Source organism: Flavobacterium sp. P1_E4, assembly GCF_056405915.1.
The window spans coordinates 137,676-156,792 of sequence record NZ_JBFUBE010000005.1 but is presented as its reverse complement, the minus strand read 5'-3'; the positions used below and the strand labels follow the sequence as shown (position 1 = coordinate 156,792).

The 19,117-nt window shown below is 32.0% G+C and carries 14 protein-coding genes; 9 read left to right on the top strand and 5 right to left on the bottom strand.

Annotated elements, in window-relative coordinates:
• Positions 1-2 precede the first annotated feature (2 nt).
• Positions 3-866 (bottom strand): alpha/beta fold hydrolase, encoded by an 864-nt coding sequence (locus AC1DY0_RS07180; protein ID WP_477187958.1) that lies wholly within the window; start codon positions 864-866, stop codon positions 3-5.
• 187 nt (positions 867-1,053) lie between these two features.
• On the opposite strand from AC1DY0_RS07180, the gene AC1DY0_RS07175 reads away from it, so the two are divergent.
• From AC1DY0_RS07175 to AC1DY0_RS07145, 7 genes are all read left to right on the top strand, one after another.
• On the top strand, positions 1,054-2,484 hold the full coding sequence (locus AC1DY0_RS07175; RefSeq protein WP_477187957.1) for a glycogen synthase: 1,431 nt from the start codon (positions 1,054-1,056) through the stop codon (positions 2,482-2,484).
• Positions 2,474-3,754: a glucose-1-phosphate adenylyltransferase gene (locus AC1DY0_RS07170; RefSeq protein ID WP_477187956.1), complete on the top strand. Its 1,281-nt coding sequence runs from the start codon at positions 2,474-2,476 to the stop codon at positions 3,752-3,754. Before AC1DY0_RS07175 ends, AC1DY0_RS07170 begins: the two co-directional genes overlap by 11 nt.
• Positions 3,755-4,044: 290 nt before the next feature.
• Positions 4,045-5,979 (top strand): alpha-1,4-glucan--maltose-1-phosphate maltosyltransferase, encoded by a 1,935-nt coding sequence (locus AC1DY0_RS07165; RefSeq protein ID WP_477187955.1) that lies wholly within the window; start codon positions 4,045-4,047, stop codon positions 5,977-5,979.
• Positions 5,979-7,616, top strand: a complete 1,638-nt coding sequence (locus AC1DY0_RS07160) for a maltokinase N-terminal cap-like domain-containing protein (RefSeq protein WP_477187954.1) — start codon at positions 5,979-5,981, stop codon at positions 7,614-7,616. Before AC1DY0_RS07165 ends, AC1DY0_RS07160 begins: the two co-directional genes overlap by 1 nt.
• Positions 7,617-7,648: 32 nt before the next feature.
• Complete coding sequence (gene glgB, locus AC1DY0_RS07155) at positions 7,649-9,556, top strand: 1,4-alpha-glucan branching protein GlgB (RefSeq protein WP_477187953.1); 1,908 nt, start codon at positions 7,649-7,651, stop codon at positions 9,554-9,556.
• 109 nt (positions 9,557-9,665) lie between these two features.
• Entirely contained in the window at positions 9,666-10,481 is an 816-nt protein-coding gene (locus tag AC1DY0_RS07150) for a M48 family metallopeptidase (protein WP_477187952.1), read from the top strand.
• Positions 10,482-10,669: 188 nt separating this feature from the next.
• Positions 10,670-11,989 (top strand): MFS transporter, encoded by a 1,320-nt coding sequence (locus tag AC1DY0_RS07145; protein WP_477187951.1) that lies wholly within the window; start codon positions 10,670-10,672, stop codon positions 11,987-11,989.
• A 128-nt stretch (positions 11,990-12,117) separates the two neighbouring features.
• On the opposite strand, the gene AC1DY0_RS07140 is transcribed toward AC1DY0_RS07145, so the two are convergent.
• The 4 genes from AC1DY0_RS07140 to AC1DY0_RS07125 form a co-directional block, all read right to left on the bottom strand.
• Positions 12,118-12,837 carry a head GIN domain-containing protein gene (locus AC1DY0_RS07140; protein WP_477187950.1) on the bottom strand — a complete coding sequence of 240 codons (720 nt, stop codon included), beginning with the start codon at positions 12,835-12,837 and terminating at the stop codon, positions 12,118-12,120.
• Between the two features lie 56 nt (positions 12,838-12,893).
• A complete protein-coding gene (locus AC1DY0_RS07135; RefSeq protein ID WP_477187949.1) occupies positions 12,894-13,964 on the bottom strand; it encodes a DUF4097 family beta strand repeat-containing protein in 1,071 nt (356 codons plus the stop codon).
• Positions 13,948-14,484, bottom strand: a complete 537-nt coding sequence (locus tag AC1DY0_RS07130; protein ID WP_477187948.1) for an anti-sigma factor — start codon at positions 14,482-14,484, stop codon at positions 13,948-13,950. The genes AC1DY0_RS07135 and AC1DY0_RS07130 overlap by 17 nt, the downstream gene beginning before the upstream one ends.
• Before the next feature lie 85 nt (positions 14,485-14,569).
• On the bottom strand, positions 14,570-15,124 hold the full coding sequence (locus tag AC1DY0_RS07125) for an RNA polymerase sigma factor (protein ID WP_477187947.1): 555 nt from the start codon (positions 15,122-15,124) through the stop codon (positions 14,570-14,572).
• A gap of 297 nt (positions 15,125-15,421) precedes the next feature.
• Between AC1DY0_RS07125 and lon the strand changes: the two genes are divergently transcribed.
• Both lon and porQ read left to right on the top strand, forming a co-directional pair.
• A complete protein-coding gene (gene lon, locus AC1DY0_RS07120) occupies positions 15,422-17,875 on the top strand; it encodes an endopeptidase La (protein WP_477187946.1) in 2,454 nt (817 codons plus the stop codon).
• Between the two features lie 163 nt (positions 17,876-18,038).
• Complete coding sequence (porQ, locus tag AC1DY0_RS07115) at positions 18,039-19,061, top strand: type IX secretion system protein PorQ (protein WP_477187945.1); 1,023 nt, start codon at positions 18,039-18,041, stop codon at positions 19,059-19,061.
• Positions 19,062-19,117: the final 56 nt, after the last annotated feature.

Sequence of the window (19,117 nt, the reverse complement as noted above, 5' to 3'; positions counted from 1 at the left end):
GCTTATTTTTCAATAAAATTAGTTATTTTTTCAATTACTTGATGATCGGCAAGAATCTTTCTGTGACCTAATCTTTTGGTTAACATCAATTCTCCGTTTTTAAGATGCTCATGTATATGTATTCCAGCTTTTACAGGTACTTCAGGATCATTTTCATCGTGAATTACCAAAGTCGGAATTAAAGTTGTTTCAGCTGCTTTGTATGCACTGTAATCGTCCATAATTCCTTCATACTTCTTTTCAAAACGCTCACACAATAGTTTACTTATTTCAGGTTTTAAACCCAATTTGGCAATAAAATCATCAGTGATATCCTGTACAATATCGCCGCTGCCTATAATTACAGCTTTTTTCACCTGAAGTCCTTCTTTTATTGCATTCATAACTGTCATTCCGCCCAAGGAATGTCCTATAGCAATTTCAAAAGGCCCAAATTGCTTGTCTATTTCAATGACTGAAGCAATAAAATCAACCATAATAGTTGAATTTCCAGGAGATTTTCCATGTGCAGGTGCATCAAAACTAACAGTCGAATATCCCAATCTGATCATTTCATCTGCAATTTTGCATAATTGGGTTCCTCTGCCTGACCATCCGTGAACTAATAAAACTTTTTTACTGCTTTTCCCATACTCATAGATATTTACTTTTCGATTTATGGAAGGAACAACAATCATTTGTTGCACGCTCTTTTTGTCCATTTCAATTTCACGTTTAGGAATCTTATGTTTTATAGGCGTTGTAAACAATTTAGATGCATAAATAGTAACCCATTTAGTAGACAAAAAAGCAATAAACTTACTCGATAGGATTATAATTTTGGGAATTTTCAAAGGCTTAGTATGATTTGTGGTATTTTTTGTCATATTGATAAAATTGTGAAATGTCTTTAAAAATTAATTTTTTTTAACTAAATTTAAAAAACATAAAATTAGTATAAATTTAATGTTAATATAATTTTATTTCACACTATAAAAGTATTAATTTTTTAAATTTTGTAAAGAATTGAGAGGTCTGGATAGATCATCATCAAACAAAAATAAAAGGGAATTCATGGAAATATTTCACATTGGAGCAGAATGTTACCCAGTAGCAAAAGTGGGTGGTTTAGCCGATGTAATTGGATCATTGCCAAAATACCAAAGCAGCGAAGAAAAAAAGGTTCATGTTGTCATTCCTTGTTATCAAACAGCATTTCGATTAGAAAATGATTTTGAATGTGTTCATTGGGGAAAATTAAAATTAGGTAACTTTAATTTTCCATTTAGTGTATTGAAAGAAACTTCAAATAAGTTAGGATTTGAGCTTTATTTAATAGAGATACCGGAACTTTTTGACCGCCCCAATATTTATAATTATAGAGATGATATCGAACGATTTTTGTCATTTCAAATTGCAACATTAGACTGGATTTTAGGACGGAGTTCAATTCCGGATATTATTCATTGTCATGATCATCATACGGGGTTAATCCCTTTTATGATTAAGCATTGCCCAAAATATGATAAGCTAAAAAATATCCCCACACTGATTACAATTCATAATGGACTGTATCAAGGAATATTTACATTTAATAAATTATATTATTTACCTGATTTTGATTTGATTAATACAAAAGAATTAGAATGGGGAAACTGTATTAATTCCTTGGCAGCAGCAATAAAATGTGCTGATGAAATTACAACTGTTTCACCAAGTTATCTTAATGAAATCAATCATTCTGACAATGGACTTGAGGCATTATTCCAACGGGTTCGACACAAATCAAAAGGGATCCTAAATGGTATCGATATAGATGTTTGGGATCCTGAAAAAGACCCAATGATCGAAATAAATTATTCGGCAGAAACAATTGATGAGGGGAAACAAAAAAATAAAGAGCAATTGTGTGCACTTTTCAATATGAATCCAACGAAGCCGCTCTTTAGTTTTATTGGCAGATTATATAATGAAAAAGGAGCCGATTTACTTCCGAAAATAGTATCATCAGCTTTGACAACTTTTAAAGGAGAAATCAATATTTTAATTTTAGGTTATGGAGATGTCGAAATAGAAAATCAACTTACAGAATTGCTTTCTGTTTATAATGGAAATTACAATGCTCATATTGGTTATAATGAAGAATTGGCACATAAAACGTATGCAAGTTCCGATTTTATTCTTATTCCTTCACGGATGGAACCTTGTGGATTAAATCAGATGTATGCATTGCGATATGGAACAATACCAATAGTAAGAAGAACAGGAGGCTTAAAAGACACAATTGTTGATTTTGAAGATAACGGAAATGGTATATGTCATGACCAAGCTACTGTAGAAGATGTTTGCGATTCTATACAAAGAGCCGTCGAGTTGTATAAAAATAAAGACATTATCAATCAAATTAGAATAAAAGGAATGAATACCAACCATTCTTGGGAAACCGTCAGCCAAGAATATATAGAATTATATAATTTAATTATTGCAAAGAGATATGAAAGCTAAAAGAAAAAAAGTTATTGCTATTATTTTAGGAGGTGGTCAAGGTTCAAGATTGTATCCTTTAACTGCCAAAAGGTCAAAACCTGCAGTTCCGATAGGAGGAAAATATAGATTGGTAGACATCCCAATTTCAAATTGCATGAATTCCGATATTTATAAAATGTTCGTGCTGACACAATTCAATTCAGCTTCTTTGAATGCCCATATAAAGAACACTTACAATTTCAGTATTTTCAGTCAGTCATTTGTAGATATTTTAGCTGCTGAGCAAACACCTGATAACCCAACCTGGTTTCAGGGAACTGCAGATGCCGTAAGACAATGCATGCCACATTTTCTAAATCATGAATTTGATTATGCTTTAATTCTTTCGGGGGATCAATTATACCAAATGGATTTTAATGCAATGCTTGAGGCACATATTGACGCTCAAGCCGATATTACTATTGCTACTTTACCTGTAAATGACAAAGATGCTCCAGAATTTGGGATATTGAAAACAAATTCCGAAAGTTGTATTGATTGCTTTATAGAAAAACCAGCCAAGGAATTATTACCCGATTGGAAATCAGAAGTGAGCGACGAAATGAAGAGCCAAGGAAAACATTATTTGGCTTCAATGGGTATCTATATTTTCAACAGAAAATTATTAATCGAATTGATGGCTAATCCAGAAACAAAGGATTTTGGAAAAGAAATCATACCGCAAGCCGTTGGGAATAAAAAATTATTGAGTTATCAATATGAAGGTTACTGGACAGATATTGGTAACATAGATTCATTTTTTGAAGCCAATATAGGTTTAACGGATGATATTCCAAAATTCAATTTGTTTGATAATAATAATAAAATCTATACTAGACCTCGTTTATTATCACCTTCTAAATTTCACAAAACAATGGTTGAAAGATCATTAATATCTGAAGGTTGCATTATTCATGCTAAAGCAATTACCAAATCTGTTATTGGAAACCGCTCTCGAATTGGAGAAGGCACCGTGATTCAACACTGTTATGTTATGGGTAATGACTTCTACCAAAACATTGATGACATTAATGAAGATAACAAGAATGGAATACCATTAATTGGAATAGGTGAAAGATGCTTTATCGATAATGCCATCGTTGATAAAAATTGTAGAATAGGAAACGATGTATATGTAAAAGGAGGCAAACATTTGGCTGATACTTCAAATGATTTGTATTGTGTAAAAGAAGGAATTGTCGTGATCAGAAAAGGAGCAATAATTCCAAATAATTTTACAGTAAAATAATTTACTTATAGAAAATTCTTCTTAAAATATTCATTGCAAAAACTCAATACACCAAATAGTCAGTACAATTTATTGTACTTTCTATTTGGTGTAATTAGTAACTTCTACATAATCTAATTTTTCATTCAACTATAATTCAAAAGAAAAACTACTAATTAAGGCTATTTGATTTATTATTCACAATAAACAAAGTCTAACGAATCTAATTAATAGAATATTTGTATTTTTTAAAATTAGCTTCTATAAATATTCAATATTTACTAAATTACATGTTCAATTTAACTAATCTCATGCAAAATCAAACTCGTATAATTATAGAAAATGTTCTACCACAACTGAATGGTGGTAGCTTTGCAATAAAAAGAATTGTAGGTCAAAAAATAGTAGTTACCGCTGATGTTTTTTCAGATGGACATGATGTCATTCAATGCTGTATAAAATTCAAACACGAATCTGAAAAAAACTGGCAAGAAGTCAGAATGACTCCTACACATAATGATGAATGGTTTGCTGAATTTCATGTTGAAAAACAAGGAAATTACACTTATTTTGTTGAAGGATGGGTGGATTATGCATTGAACTGGCAACACGGTACAGAACGAAAAATTAATGACAATCAATATGTAAAATCAGAATTACTGGAAGGTGCAGAATATGTTCGAACCATCCTTAATACTGTTGATGTTTCGGAAAATGAATATCTCAATCGACTAGTTCATTATTTCACAACAGAATCTGAATATGACAATGCTGTTCGGGAAACCAAATCAGAAGAATTGATTCGAATTTTCAAAAAATACCCAGTACGTTTTTTAGAAAACAAATCGATAGATTTAGAAATATATGTAGATCGTAAAAAAGCGCTATTCAGTACTTGGTATGAATTTTTTCCACGTTCGGCATCATCAGAAGATGGAAAGCACGGGACATTTAAAGATTGCGAAAGATTACTTCCTAGAGTCGCTGAAATGGGATTTGACACACTTTATTTCCCTCCAATTCATCCAATTGGGGAAGTAAATAGAAAAGGTAAAAACAACACCACAAATGCAGAATATGGTGATGTTGGTTCTCCTTGGGGAATTGGTTCTCATCACGGTGGGCATAAATCAACTCATCCAGAATTAGGATCGATTGAAGATTTCAAAGAATTGGTAAATAAAGCTCAAGAGTTAGGAATCGAAGTAGCCATGGATTATGCTTTGCAAGCCGCTCCAGATCATCCTTATGTAAAAGATTTTCCACAATGGTTCAAATGGAGACCAGATGGAACAGTTCAATACGCAGAAAATCCTCCAAAAAAATACCAAGATATTCAGCCTATTTATTTTGAAAGCTCCGACTGGAAAAATCTTTGGAAAGAACTATTGGATGTTGCACTATTTTGGATTGAAGAATGTAATATTAAAATATACAGAGTTGACAATCCACATACTAAGCCCTTTTATTTCTGGGGTTGGTTAATTGCTGAAATCAAAAAGAAACATCCCGATGTTTTGTTTTTGGCAGAAGCTTTTACACGCCCGAAAATTATGAACGAATTGGCCAAACAAGGTTTCAGTCAATCGTACACTTATTTTACATGGAGAAATTCCAAAAAAGAATTAACCGAATATGTTGAAGAGTTAACCCAAACGGAACAAAAAGAATTCTACAGACCTAATTTTTGGCCCAATACTCCAGACATTAATCCTTTTGCTTTGCAAAATGGAAATGAATCAGTGCATTTGCAAAAATACTTTCTGGCTGCAACCTTAAGTTCTAATGTTGGAATTTACGGCCCCGTTTTTGAATATATGATAAGTGCACCAATGGCTCCAGGGAAAGAAGAATATCTTGATTCTGAAAAATACCAATGCTATAAATGGGACTGGACTATTCAAAACAAACTCACCACTCTAATTACACGCATTAATACCATTAGAAAAGAACAAACCTCATTGCAACAGACCAATAATATAGTTTTTTGTGAAACTAATAATGATCAAGTAATCGCTTATTACAAGTTTGATGATCATAAACAGGATGAAACGCTTATGATTGTAAGCATAGATCCATTTCATACAGCTAAAGCGATGGTTAAACTGCCTTTGGACAAAATTGGAACTCAACAAATTCGAATTACCGATTTGATTACTGGGAATACCTATTCATGGGATAATGAGTGGAATTATGTAGAACTTCCTCCAGAATTGCCTTTTCATCTATTTAAAATTCAGAAATAATGGTTGATAAAATTAACGAAGCCGAATATCAAAATCCATTTGTATTCCATACTGATTGGAATGATGCTCTTGAAGATGAAAATTTTAATAAAATTTTTGCCTCCGATATTTTAGAAAATTACATTATCAATAAAAGATGGTATGGAGGAAAAGCCAGTACCTTAAAATATATTGAGATTGTACATTCTTTTAAAATTGCTTCAAATGACAATACTTATTATGGCGTTTTATTAGAAGTTAATTTTAAAGAAGCTTTTTACCAACATTATTTTATGCCATTGGCATTTATGTCTGAAGAAGATTTAGACACCAATACTGTTATTGCTCCAGTTATAATGAATGAAAAGGAGGGATATCTTGTAGATGCATTACATCAGGAAGATTTTAGAAAATTACTGTTTGATAAAATCATCCATTCCAAAAAAAATGAAGAGTCAAAAGTCACCTTTCACAAAGGAAAAGCATTACATGTAAAAGAATATATTTCATCTCATTTTATGGGCGTTGAACAAAGTAATACTTCCATAGTATTCAATGACAATCTAGTTCTGAAAATTTTTAGAAGAATTTATATCAGTATGAATCCTGATTATGAAATTAGCCGTTTTCTTACTGAAAGAATGAAATTTAAACATTCTCCAGCTTATACAGGAAGCATTAGTATTGTTTCTTCTGATGGAAATATTACTCTTGGTTTAATGCAAGAATTGGTTCCAAATCAAGGAGATGCATGGAAATATATGCTTGAAGAAGTAGATCGAATTTTTGAAAACTTAAATGGCAAAAAGATTTCAATAGGCAAACTCCCAGATATCGATTTATTCAAAAGATTAAATTTAAACAATGTGCCTCATGAAATAATTGATTGGGCTGGTTTGAGTATATTTCTTAAAATTAAAACCTTGGCTACTAGAACTGCCGAAATGCATATTGCTTTGGGAAGTGATATTCATGAAACAGCATTTACACCGCTTACTTATAATGGTGATTATTCTGTTTGGTTAAAAAACAGATTAACTTATCAGTTTCAAAACCGCTTAAATATTTTAGAAAACAATTTGCATAAATTAGATGGTTTAGCCTTAGAGCTAGCCAATCAATTTTTGGATAATAAAAAAGAAATTAGAAAAGCATTTCTTGATTTTGACTGGACACAAATGAAATCAGAAAGGATTCGTATTCATGGAGATTATCATTTAGGTCAAGTTTTAGTGAATGGAGATGATTTTTTCATACTTGATTTTGAAGGAGAACCAGAAAGCACCATTCGAGACCGAAAAGTAAAACAACCTCCTTTAAAAGATGTTGCTGGAATGTTTCGTTCTTTCCATTATGCAATTTATGCAACAATCTTCAACAGTAATGATAAATATCCTTATGAACAGGAAGAACTTTTTAAAGCTGGAGAAATTTTATATAAATATTTCGTAGGCGTTTTTCTGAATACCTACACCGAAGTAGCTCAAGCAGGCAATTTAAATATTGGATATCAAAAAGAAATTGATTTTTTATTGAAATATTGCCTTTTGGAAAAAGCAATTTACGAATTGGGTTATGAATTAAATTCAAGACCAAGATGGTCGGTAATTCCGTTGACAGGAATTGCAAGTATAATGGGTTTTAATAAAGTTAGTTGATTACAATTTCACAAGAAAAATAAAATACAAAAATGAACAAAGTACAAACCTATTCGCTTTTTACAGATTTTGACATTGATTTATTCAAAGCCGGGAAACACTATAGACTTTACGAAAAATTAGGGGCACATCTTATTGAAGTTGATGGAGTAAAAGGAGTTTATTTTGCCGTATGGGCGCCATCGGCAAGAACGGTTTCAGTAATTGGAGACTTTAATTACTGGATACAAGGAGAACATCCATTACAGGTTCGTTGGGATTCATCTGGAATTTGGGAAGGATTTATTCCGGGTATAGAAAAAGGAACTACTTATAAATATAAAATACAATCCAACAATGGTGGAATAATCACTGAAAAAGCAGATCCTTTTGCTTTTTATTGCGAAAAACCACCTCATACAGCCTCTGTTATTTGGGATTTGGAACATAAGTGGAAAGATAAAAAATGGATGCAAACCCGCAAAGAACATAATGATTTAGACAAACCATATTCGGTTTATGAAGTTCATTTAGGTTCTTGGAAAAGGCACGGAGAAGAAAATAGATTTTTGACTTATTTAGAACTTGCCGAAGATCTGGTAAAATATGTGAAAGAGACAGGATTTACGCATGTGGAGTTCATGCCTGTGATGGAATATCCATATGATCCCTCGTGGGGCTATCAATTAGTTGGTTATTTTGCACCAACTTCCCGTTTTGGAGAACCACAGGATTTTATGGTATTGGTTGATAAGTTACACCAAGCAGGTATTGGTGTGATTCTGGACTGGGTTCCGTCTCATTTTCCTGATGATGCCCATGGCTTAGGTTTTTTCGACGGATCCAATTTATTTGAACATCCAGATCGTAGAAAAGGATATCATCCAGATTGGAAAAGTTTAGTTTTTAATTATGGACGAAATGAAGTTCGCTCCTTTTTAATCAGTAATGCACTGTTTTGGTTGGATCATTACCATATTGATGGATTAAGAGTTGATGCTGTTGCTTCAATGTTGTATCTTGATTATTCCAGAGAAGAAGGGGAGTGGGAACCTAATATTTATGGCGGAAGAGAAAACTTGGACACCATTAGCTTCTTAAAAGATTTTAATGAAGCCGTTTATGCCAATTATGAAGGTGTACAAACAATCGCCGAAGAAAGCACTTCTTTCCCGATGGTTTCCAGACCTACATTTGTAGGAGGATTAGGTTTTGGGATGAAATGGATGATGGGTTGGATGCACGATACTTTAGAATATTTTCAAAAAGAAACCGTCTATCGGAAATACCATCAAAATGATTTGACATTCTCAATGACTTATACCTACACCGAAAATTTCATGCTACCACTTTCACATGATGAAGTTGTATATGGAAAAAAATCTATTGCTGGAAGAATGCCTGGAGATGAGTGGCAAAAATTTGCAAATCTTCGACTACTTTATGGTTACATGTTTACACATCCAGGAACCAAATTGCTATTTATGGGATCTGAATTTGGACAAAGTAGTGAATGGAATTTCGAAAGCAGTCTAGATTGGCATTTATTGGAATATCCTTTCCACAATGGTATAAAAAAGGTTATCACCAAACTCAATAAATTATACAAATCTGAGCCTGCTTTACATGAAAAACAATTTAGTCATGATGGATTTGAATGGATAAATTATTCAGATCATGAAAATGCAGTGATGTCATTTATTCGAAAAGGAAATAATCCTGCAGATGATTTAATAGTTGTCCTTAATTTTACTCAAGTAGTCCGTGAGAATTACCGAATTGGTCTGCCAAAAACGGGTAAGCTTACAGAAATATTTAACAGTGATGATGTTGATTTTGGCGGAAGTGGAGTGAAAAACAGTAAAAAACTATCGATAGAAACCAATCCTTATGATGGGAAAGAATATTCTACTGCATTATTGCTTCCTCCACTAAGTGTTGTGATTTTTAAAATATCCTAGATCTATAATTTTTAATAGTCATCGTAAAGTTGATACTTTTAAATTTAATTATGTAAAATATAAAACTAATAAAAGTTGCATTTTTGTATAGATATTTAAAGATATGATTATGAAAAAATATTTATTAATAGGTGCAGTTGTAATTGGTTTATTTTATGCTTGTGCTACTAATCCTATAACAGGGAAAAACGAACTAAATTTTGTTTCTAACAGTGAATTATTTCCTTCATCATTCCAACAATATGGAACTTTTTTGAAGGAAAATAAAATAATTTCAGGAACAGCTGATGCCAAAAGGGTAGAAGTAGTGGGATTTAAAATTAAAACAGCGGCTGAAAAATATTTAGCCTATCTGGGACAAACCGGATATTTAAATGGTTACCAATGGGAGTATAAATTAATTGAGGGTAAGGAAGTTAATGCATGGTGTATGCCCGGAGGAAAAATTGTTGTTTATTCTGGGATTTTACCAATTACCAAAGATGAAGCTGGTTTAGCAACAGTTTTGGGACATGAGGTTTCTCATGCATTAGCAAATCATGGTGCACAAAGAATGAGTGCATCCCAATTGCAAGAATTAGGTGCGGTAGGAGTTGCAGTTGCTACAGGTCAGCAAAGTGCTGAAAAACAACAAATGTGGCAACAATATTATGGTTTAGGTTCTGAAGTTGGAGTAATGCTTCCATTTAGTAGAAACCATGAAAGCGAAGCCGATAAAATAGGACTTACTTTAATGGCAATTGCTGGTTATAATCCAGATGAAGCCCTTATTTTTTGGCAAAGAATGGCTTCCCAATCTGGAGGACAATCACCACCAGAATTTCTAAGTACACACCCATCTGACGCTACAAGAATGGCAAATTTAAAAGCATTAATACCAGAAGCAAAAGCAACTGCAGCAAAAGTTAATGCTTCTTATAAATAATTGCTATGTGCAATTAATTGAATTTTTATAAATTATTTAGGCTATTCTTAAAAGAATGGCCTTTTTTAAATCATATTAGACACTATAATAGTAATGATTTATTATTAAAAAATTAATATATCAAAAAGCTATATTTATTGTTTTTCCAACTAAAAAATAAATAAATTCGCAGATAAAAATAAACATATATGGCAGATTTAGCAAAAGGAAGTAAAAAGCTACTAAACGCTTGGGCATTTTATGATTGGGCAAATTCAGTATATCCATTGGTGATTTCATCTGCAATATTTCCTATTTTTTATGAGGCCTTATTTTCTGATAGAGACCATTATATTGCCGTTTTTGGAATGAACTTAAAAAATTCGGCATTAATTAGTTTTGTTACTGCTGCAGCGTTTTTGATGGTTGCCCTTTTTTCACCTTTATTATCTGGAATTGCCGATTATGTTGGAAATAAAAAATCTTTCATGAAGTTCTTCTGCTATACTGGAGCTCTTTCTTGTATTGGTCTAAACTGGTTTAGTCTAGATAATATTTATGTCGGACTATTTTTTTACTTTTTTGGTTTAATAGGTTTTTGGGGAAGTTTAGTTTTTTATAATTCTTATTTGCCTGATATTGCTTTTACCGAACAACAAGATGCCGTAAGTGCCAAAGGATATTCTCTTGGATACATTGGGAGTGTTATTTTGTTAATAGTAAATCTTGCCATGGTAATGATGCCCGATACTTTTGGGATTACAGGTAGTAAAGGGGAAGCTGCAATGAAAGCAATGAAATATTCTTTTGTGATGGTTGGAGTTTGGTGGATTCTATTCAGTCAATATACCTATTATTTTTTGCCAAAAGGAAATAAAAGCAAAGATCAAAAAGTAACCAAAGCTGTTGTCTTTAATGGTTTTAAAGAATTGAAAAAAGTTTGGGGTTTATTAGAAGCCAACATCCCATTAAAAAGATATTTACTTAGCTTTTTTGTTTATAGTATGGCTGTTCAAACCGTAATGCTTATTGCTACTTATTTTGGTTCGCAAGAAATTGCTTGGGAGTCAGCAAGTCAAAGCCAAACTGGTTTAATTATATGTATTTTATTGATACAAATTATTGCTGTAATCGGAGCAATTTTGACATCAAAAGCTTCGGCAAAATTTGGAAATATACCAACCCTAATTGTAATCAATTGCTTTTGGGTCATACTTTGTTCTGCTGCTTATTTTATAGTAACTCCGAATCAATTTTATATTATGGCAGCTTTGGTGGGACTTGTGATGGGCGGAATTCAGGCATTATCCCGTTCTACATATTCTAAACTTTTGCCTGAAACAGAAGATACTGCTTCATTTTTTAGTTTTTATGATGTTACCGAAAAAATTGGGATAGTAATTGGTATGTGTGTATATGGTGCCATTGATCAAATTACGGGAAGTCCAAGGCTGGCAATTGTATTTTTGGCTGTGTTTTTCGTTATTGGTGTTTTACTTTTGAATAGAGTACCAAAAAAAGAGGCTTAATAATTTAAAAAAACTAATCTGTTTAAAAAATTTTGGACAGATAGCATAAAAAACCACGGGTTCATAGATTATATATAATCTATGAACCCGTGGTTTTTATAAAGACTTATAAGGTTATAAATAAATTATTATACTTTTGAAATATCTCCTGAGCCACTCACTTTGGTATCTTTTGTTTGAGGATCTCCTTTGTATTCGATATCTCCAGAACCCGAAACTCTCGCAATTAAACTCTGACTACAATTTACTTTCATATCACCTGAACCTGAAATCGTGATATTTGCGTTTTTTGTTGTCAAATTAATAGCATTCACATCTCCTGAACCTGAAGTTTTGGAAACAAAATTATCAGAACTTCCTGTTAAAACAACATCTCCGGAACCACTCAAATTGGATTCAAAATCAGTAGCTTTAACATCTAAAGTCAAATCACCAGAACCTGATAATTTAGCTTTGAAAGTAGGATTAACGATAGTGTTTTTGGAACTGACATCTCCAGAACCGGAAAGCGAAACTGAACTTATTTGTTCAAACGGCACTGTCACAATCAGCTTTTTCTTTGTGTCGATTTGAACATTTTTCTCGTTGGAAATTTTCAATACATTTCCGATAACTTCAACTTTGATGTGAGGGATTATATTTTCCTCCCCTTCAATAGTTATTGTACCTTCGGTTCCCGAAACCAAAACCACATCAAAAGAACCTGTAAGAACTATTTCGTCATAACTCGCAGTAGTTCTTTTCTCTGTTACTACTTTTCCGTTACCTTTTATTCTTGACCATTGTGCATTAGCAATTGTTGTAAAAAACAAAGCACTAAAAACAACTAATAAAACTGATTTTTTCATAGATTAAAAATTATAATTGAACATGATTTTTGAATTTGATAATATGATTGAAACTGCTACTGAACTTCCTTTTTATACAATTTTACATTACCGTAATCGGATGTAATTGAAATCTTATTTTCGCCTTTTTTCTTGTAAAAACCACTAACTCTTTTAGTATAATTAGTCTCTTCTTTAGAATTTACACTCAGCTCATTATCATATTTAAAATCTCCATATCTTACAGATACGTCAAAATCAAAATTATAATTAGATTGGAAACCAATATCCACACCAGTATATCCTGCCACTATATTTATATTATTAGCCTTCGCTTGAATTGCATCAATTGAAATATTACTGTATTTCGTGTTTAATTTTAATTGATTTGCTACAGAACCAATGTCAATAGTCAGATAATTTCCAGTCCCATCCAATGAATTGAGTTTTTTTATTTTTACACTCCCGTATTTACTGTTGTATTTTATATCATTGCCTTCGTTGATTTCAATTTCAGAATAATCCGACAGTAGATCAAGTTTAGCGACTTCATTCATTTTCAATCCAGAATATTTGGAGGTAATCGCACCATTTTTTAAATATTCTATGGTGGAACTTGAACAATAACCAATTTGAACAGTATTACTGTTACCATTTAGTTTTCCTAAATTAATTTTCCCATATTTACAATTGAAATCGGTTGTAGAAAAAAGATCTGAAGTACCAATATTTCCATACTTGTTATTCAATTTTACTGTCCCATTTTTAGGAATCTTTATAGTGTAATTGATTTCGAAATTATTATTCCTTCCATTGTTTTTTGTACTGGTGTTTCCAAAAACAGTTTTGGCACTAACCATGCTTTTTAAAGCTACAAAATCTACATCGATTCCAGCTAATTTTTCGTTAACCCATTTCTCATTATCGCCACTGACCTTAATGAGAACTTCAATTTCAATTTTATCCTCATTCCAAGTAGTAACAAAAATACTTCCATAAGAGTTCTCGACATTTATTCCGGCGTCGCTGTTCACGATATAGGCTTTACTAATAACTTTTTGTTTGGTATAGTTAAAATCATCATTAGAAAATCCTAAAAAAGGGATTAATAAAATAAGTAATAGTAGTATGTTAAATAGTTTTTTCATCATGTAAATTTTTAAGTTTTTCAGTTTCTTCAATATGTTGCAAAACATTTTTCAAAAATGAAATTCGGGTTTGTAAATTGCTAATCATAGCATAAATAATAGGTTTGCTTTCACCGTTAACTTCCAATTCGTGCTTGATTTTCTCATAATCGCTATCTAGCGATTTCATTTGTTGTAATGCATCATTTACGATTTTTTCATTCTCAGGTGATTTTTTAGCTTCAATTTCTTCTAATTGATGTTCAATCAAAACGGTAAAAATAGAATCAGTCTGTTTAGTTTCTTTTGATGCAAATTTCAGTTCTTTAGGTCTTTCATTATTCGTATAAAACAATGTAATCCCAAACATGACAACTACAGAAGCAGCTATAGCATAGATAAATCCAAAATTCTTTTTTCGTTTTTTAAGAGCCAATTTTTCTGAAAACCTATTTATATGTTGGCTATCCATTTCATGAACATCCCATTGATTTTCTAAATTTTCAAATAATTGATCTAATTTTTCATTTTCATTTTTCATCTGTAGAGAATATTGTTTTTTATCGGTCAGATGGAATTCGCAATTCATCTTTGGTTGTTACTACCAATTTTGAATAATGCTCATTTCATAACTCATTTAATTTTTTTCTTAAACTTTCTTTAGCTCTGCTTAATGTCGTTCTACAATTGGCATAACTAATTTTAAGAATTTCGCTTATTTCTTCTTGATCATAACCTTCAATATAGAATAAGGTAAGAACCATGCAGTAATTGTATTTTAAGGACTGAATGGCGTCCAAAACTTGTTTGACTTTTATATCATTAAAATCTAATTTTTCTTCCCAATCATTTTCTGGTTCTTCTAGTTTGTAAAGTGTTTTTTCAAAATCTTCTGTTTTAAATGGATTATTCTTTTTGTAAAAATCAATACTATAATTCACTATGATCCGTTTCAGCCAAGCTCCAAAGGCTACTTCTTGCTTGAAATCATTTATTTTGGTAAATGCTTTCAAAAAGCCTTCTTGCATGACGTCTTCGGCAAAATGCTCATCTTTCACAATTCGATAGGCCACATTATACATCGCCTTGCAATAGCGATTATAAATCTCGAACTGCGCTTTCTGATTATTCTCTTTGCAAAGCGTAATTAATTCTTCAATATTTTGATTGGTCAGATTCAATTAAATAGTTATGGTTTGTAGTAAAGACATTAGATTTTTTGGTTTGTTACACTTTTATAAAAATAGTTTATTTTTTTTTCATTTTTATTCTAAACAAAAAACGTCATAAACGAAAAATAGAATTCATAATCCGATAAAAATTCAAATCAGATTTGATTTTGGCACAATGATTGCCTTATTTTACACCTCAATGCTATACTGTATTTATACATCGATATTAGCCTGAAATATTGTTGCGATACCTTATATTTGCGTTCCGATTTTAAAAATTAATGACAAAAAGACTTAAATACTACTATGTCAAATCATAAAATACTTACTATTGACAATCTGTCACTTCAAGAATTTGATTCTGAAGCCGAATTAATTCCATTATTGACTCCAGAAGATGAAGAAGAAATGAATAACGAAGAATTACCCGATTCTTTACCTATTTTACCTTTACGCAATACGGTTTTATTCCCTGGAGTGGTTATTCCAATTTCGGCTGGAAGAGATAAATCAATCAAATTGATAAATGATGCCAATGCTGCCGGAAAAGTAATTGGAGTAGTGTCTCAAATTAACGAAGAAGATGAAGATCCTACATTTGAGGATATCCATAAAATAGGAACTGTAGCCCGAATTTTAAGGGTTTTAAAAATGCCTGACGGTAATGTTACAGTAATCTTACAAGGAAAAAAACGTTTTGAAATTGCCGAAATGGTTTCGGAAGAACCTTATCTTACGGCTAACATCAAAGAGGTTCCTGAAAAAAGACCAGCCAAAAAAGATTCTGAATTCAATGCAATAATCGATTCGGTAAAAGAATTGGCTGTCAAAATTGTCAATGAAAGCCCCAATATTCCTTCAGAAGCTACATTTGCCATTAAAAACATAGGAAGTCCTTCGTTTTTAATCAATTTTGTTTCTTCTAACATGAATTTATCGGTAAAAGAAAAACAAGACTTATTGTCGATAAACGGATTGAAAGAGCGAGCCTTGGAAACACTTCGTTTCATGAATGTTGAGTTACAAAAACTTGAATTGAAGAACGATATTCAATCTAAAGTTCGTTTTGACTTAGATCAACAGCAAAGAGAATATTTCTTGCATCAGCAAATGAAAACCATCCAAGAAGAATTGGGAGGAGTTTCACAAGAGGAAGAAATGGACGAAATGAGTGTGAAAGCCAAAAGCAAAAAATGGGATGATAAAACTTTAAAACACTTCGAAAAAGAATTGTCGAAAATGCGTAGAATGAATCCACAAGCTCCAGATTTTGGAATCCAAAGGAATTATTTAGAAATGTTTTTGGATTTACCTTGGGGTGAATTCTCGAAAGATAATTTTGATTTAAAACACGCCCAAAAAATATTAGATAAAGATCATTTTGGTCTGGAAGATGTCAAAAAAAGAATGATTGAGCATTTAGCCGTACTTAAATTAAGAAACGATATGAAGTCTCCAATCATTTGTTTAACTGGGCCTCCAGGTGTTGGTAAAACATCTATAGGTAGATCTGTTGCAGAGGCTTTGGGAAGAGAATATGTTCGTATTTCATTAGGCGGATTACGTGATGAAGCAGAGATTCGTGGTCATAGAAAAACCTACATTGGAGCTATGCCTGGACGAATTATCCAGAGTTTAAAGAAAGCCGGAACATCAAATCCCGTATTTGTTTTGGATGAAATAGATAAATTATCTTCTAGTCATAATGGAGATCCATCTTCTGCATTATTAGAAGTTTTGGATCCAGAACAAAACAATGCTTTCTATGATAATTTCCTTGAAATGGGGTATGACTTATCTAAAGTGATGTTTATTGCTACTTCTAATAATATGGCTGCTATTCAACCAGCATTGGTTGACAGAATGGAAGTTATCAAAATGTCAGGATATACTATTGAAGAAAAAGTTGAAATTGCCAGAAAACATTTGTTCTCTAAACAATTGACTGCACATGGATTAAAAGCTAAAGATTTGACTATTGGTAAAAAACAATTGGAAAAAATTGTAGAAGGCTATACTCGTGAATCTGGTGTTCGTGGATTGGAAAATAAAATTGCTCAAATCGTTCGTAATGCTGCCAAATCGGTTGCTATGGATGAAGAATACAATAAAAAAGTAACCGACGAGGATATCATTAAAGTACTTGGAGTTCCAAGATTGGAAAGAGATAAGTATGAAAACAATGAAGTTGCCGGTGTTGTAACAGGTTTGGCCTGGACAAGTGTTGGTGGCGATATTCTTTTTATTGAATCATTGCTTTCTCCAGGAAAAGGAATGATGACAATTACTGGTAATTTAGGAACTGTAATGAAAGAATCTGCTACAATTGCTTTGGAATACATTAAAGCAAATGCGGAATTAATGGGATTGAACCCAGAAATACTTTCGAAATACAATATTCATTTACACGTACCAGAAGGAGCTACGCCAAAAGATGGACCTAGCGCTGGTATTGCCATGTTGACTTCTTTAGTTTCTTTATTTACTCAAAAACGTGTAAAGAAAAATCTAGCGATGACAGGTGAAATTACCTTGAGAGGAAAAGTATTGCCTGTTGGCGGAATCAAAGAAAAAATATTGGCAGCCAAAAGAGCTAATATAAAAGAAATCATCTTATGTCATGAAAACAAAAGTGATATTGATGAAATCAAAGCTGAATATTTAGAAGGTCTTACTTTTCATTATGTAAAAGAAATGAGCGAAGTTTTGGAATTGGCAATAACTAAAGACAAAGTTAAAAACGCAAAAGATTTGAAATAAATCCTAATACTGAATATTTAAATTTCAATATTTAAATTCCAAATTCCAATCCTGAATTGACCAGGAACTATTGGAATTTGGAATTTGTTTTTTAATTCTTTTTCTTTTTAATTTTCGTAAGTTTGACGCTTGGAATTTTAAACTTTGGCTTTTCAAATACTATATGTCCCAAAAATTTATTTTTTACTTTTTACTCTTAATCTGTTCTGTTAATTACGGACAAATAGGAGGCAAGTACACTTATCAGTTTTTGGACTTGATTACCTCTCCAAGGCAAGCGGCATTAGGAGGTAAAGTCATTACCATTTATGACGAAGATGTCAATCAGGCTCTTTTTAATCCTGCTTCAATCAATGAAGAAATGGATAATCATTTGTCATTAAATTATGGAAATTACTATCAAGAAGTGACTTATGGAACCGCTTCATACGCTTATACTTATGATCAGCATTTGCAAACATTTCAGGCTGGTATCAATTATATAAATTATGGGAAATTTGATGGATATGATGAAAATGGCTTGCCCACAAGTTCATTTACAGGAAGTGAAATTGCTCTTTCTTTGGGATATGCATATAATATTCCTTATACTGATATTCATTTGGGAGCCAATGCCAAACTGATTGAATCTACATTAGAAAGTTACAATTCTTTTGGAGCCGCCGTTGATTTGGGAATGATATATATCGATAAAAAAAATGATGTGAATTGGGCCTTGACTTTAATGAATATTGGAACTCAATTTACTACTTACGACGGTACTAGAGAAAATTTACCTTTTGAAATAATCGCAGGAGTTTCGCAAGAATTGGAACACGTTCCCATACGCTGGCACTTTACGCTCGAAAATTTGCAACAATGGAATTTGGCTTTTTCAAATCCTGTTCGTTCAGAAACTTCAATTGACGGAACTATTACAGAAGAAAATGTATCTTTTTTCAACAATGCTTTACGACACATGATTTTAGGTATTGAGCTTTTCCCAAAAAAGGCTTTTAACCTTAGATTCGGCTATAATTTCAGAAGAGCGTCAGAACTACAAATTCAAGACCAACGAAATTTCTCTGGACTTTCATTGGGCTTTGGACTGAAACTGAACAAATTAAAATTCAATTATTCATATTCCAAATATACTTTAGCTGGAAACACTAGTTTGTTTGGATTGATTATTAATTTTGGTGAATAATTTTTAGAAGAAAGAGTAAAAAATATAGAATAAAGACTTAAAACTTATTTTTAAAA

Bases quoted from the DNA above. Each gene is read 5' to 3' on its own strand.
- porQ (WP_477187945.1), top strand. From the start codon at position 18,039: ATGTCCCAAAAATTTATTTTTTACTTTTTACTCTTAATCTGTTCTGTT.
- AC1DY0_RS07145 (WP_477187951.1), top strand. From the start codon at position 10,670: ATGGCAGATTTAGCAAAAGGAAGTAAAAAGCTACTAAACGCTTGGGCA.
- AC1DY0_RS07180 (WP_477187958.1), bottom strand. From the start codon at position 866: ATGACAAAAAATACCACAAATCATACTAAGCCTTTGAAAATTCCCAAA.
- AC1DY0_RS07150 (WP_477187952.1), top strand. From the start codon at position 9,666: ATGAAAAAATATTTATTAATAGGTGCAGTTGTAATTGGTTTATTTTAT.
- AC1DY0_RS07165 (WP_477187955.1), top strand. From the start codon at position 4,045: ATGCAAAATCAAACTCGTATAATTATAGAAAATGTTCTACCACAACTG.
- AC1DY0_RS07160 (WP_477187954.1), top strand. From the start codon at position 5,979: ATGGTTGATAAAATTAACGAAGCCGAATATCAAAATCCATTTGTATTC.
- glgB (WP_477187953.1), top strand. From the start codon at position 7,649: ATGAACAAAGTACAAACCTATTCGCTTTTTACAGATTTTGACATTGAT.
- AC1DY0_RS07175 (WP_477187957.1), top strand. From the start codon at position 1,054: ATGGAAATATTTCACATTGGAGCAGAATGTTACCCAGTAGCAAAAGTG.
- AC1DY0_RS07170 (WP_477187956.1), top strand. From the start codon at position 2,474: ATGAAAGCTAAAAGAAAAAAAGTTATTGCTATTATTTTAGGAGGTGGT.
- AC1DY0_RS07135 (WP_477187949.1), bottom strand. From the start codon at position 13,964: ATGAAAAAACTATTTAACATACTACTATTACTTATTTTATTAATCCCT.
- lon (WP_477187946.1), top strand. From the start codon at position 15,422: ATGTCAAATCATAAAATACTTACTATTGACAATCTGTCACTTCAAGAA.
- AC1DY0_RS07140 (WP_477187950.1), bottom strand. From the start codon at position 12,837: ATGAAAAAATCAGTTTTATTAGTTGTTTTTAGTGCTTTGTTTTTTACA.
- AC1DY0_RS07130 (WP_477187948.1), bottom strand. From the start codon at position 14,484: ATGAAAAATGAAAATGAAAAATTAGATCAATTATTTGAAAATTTAGAA.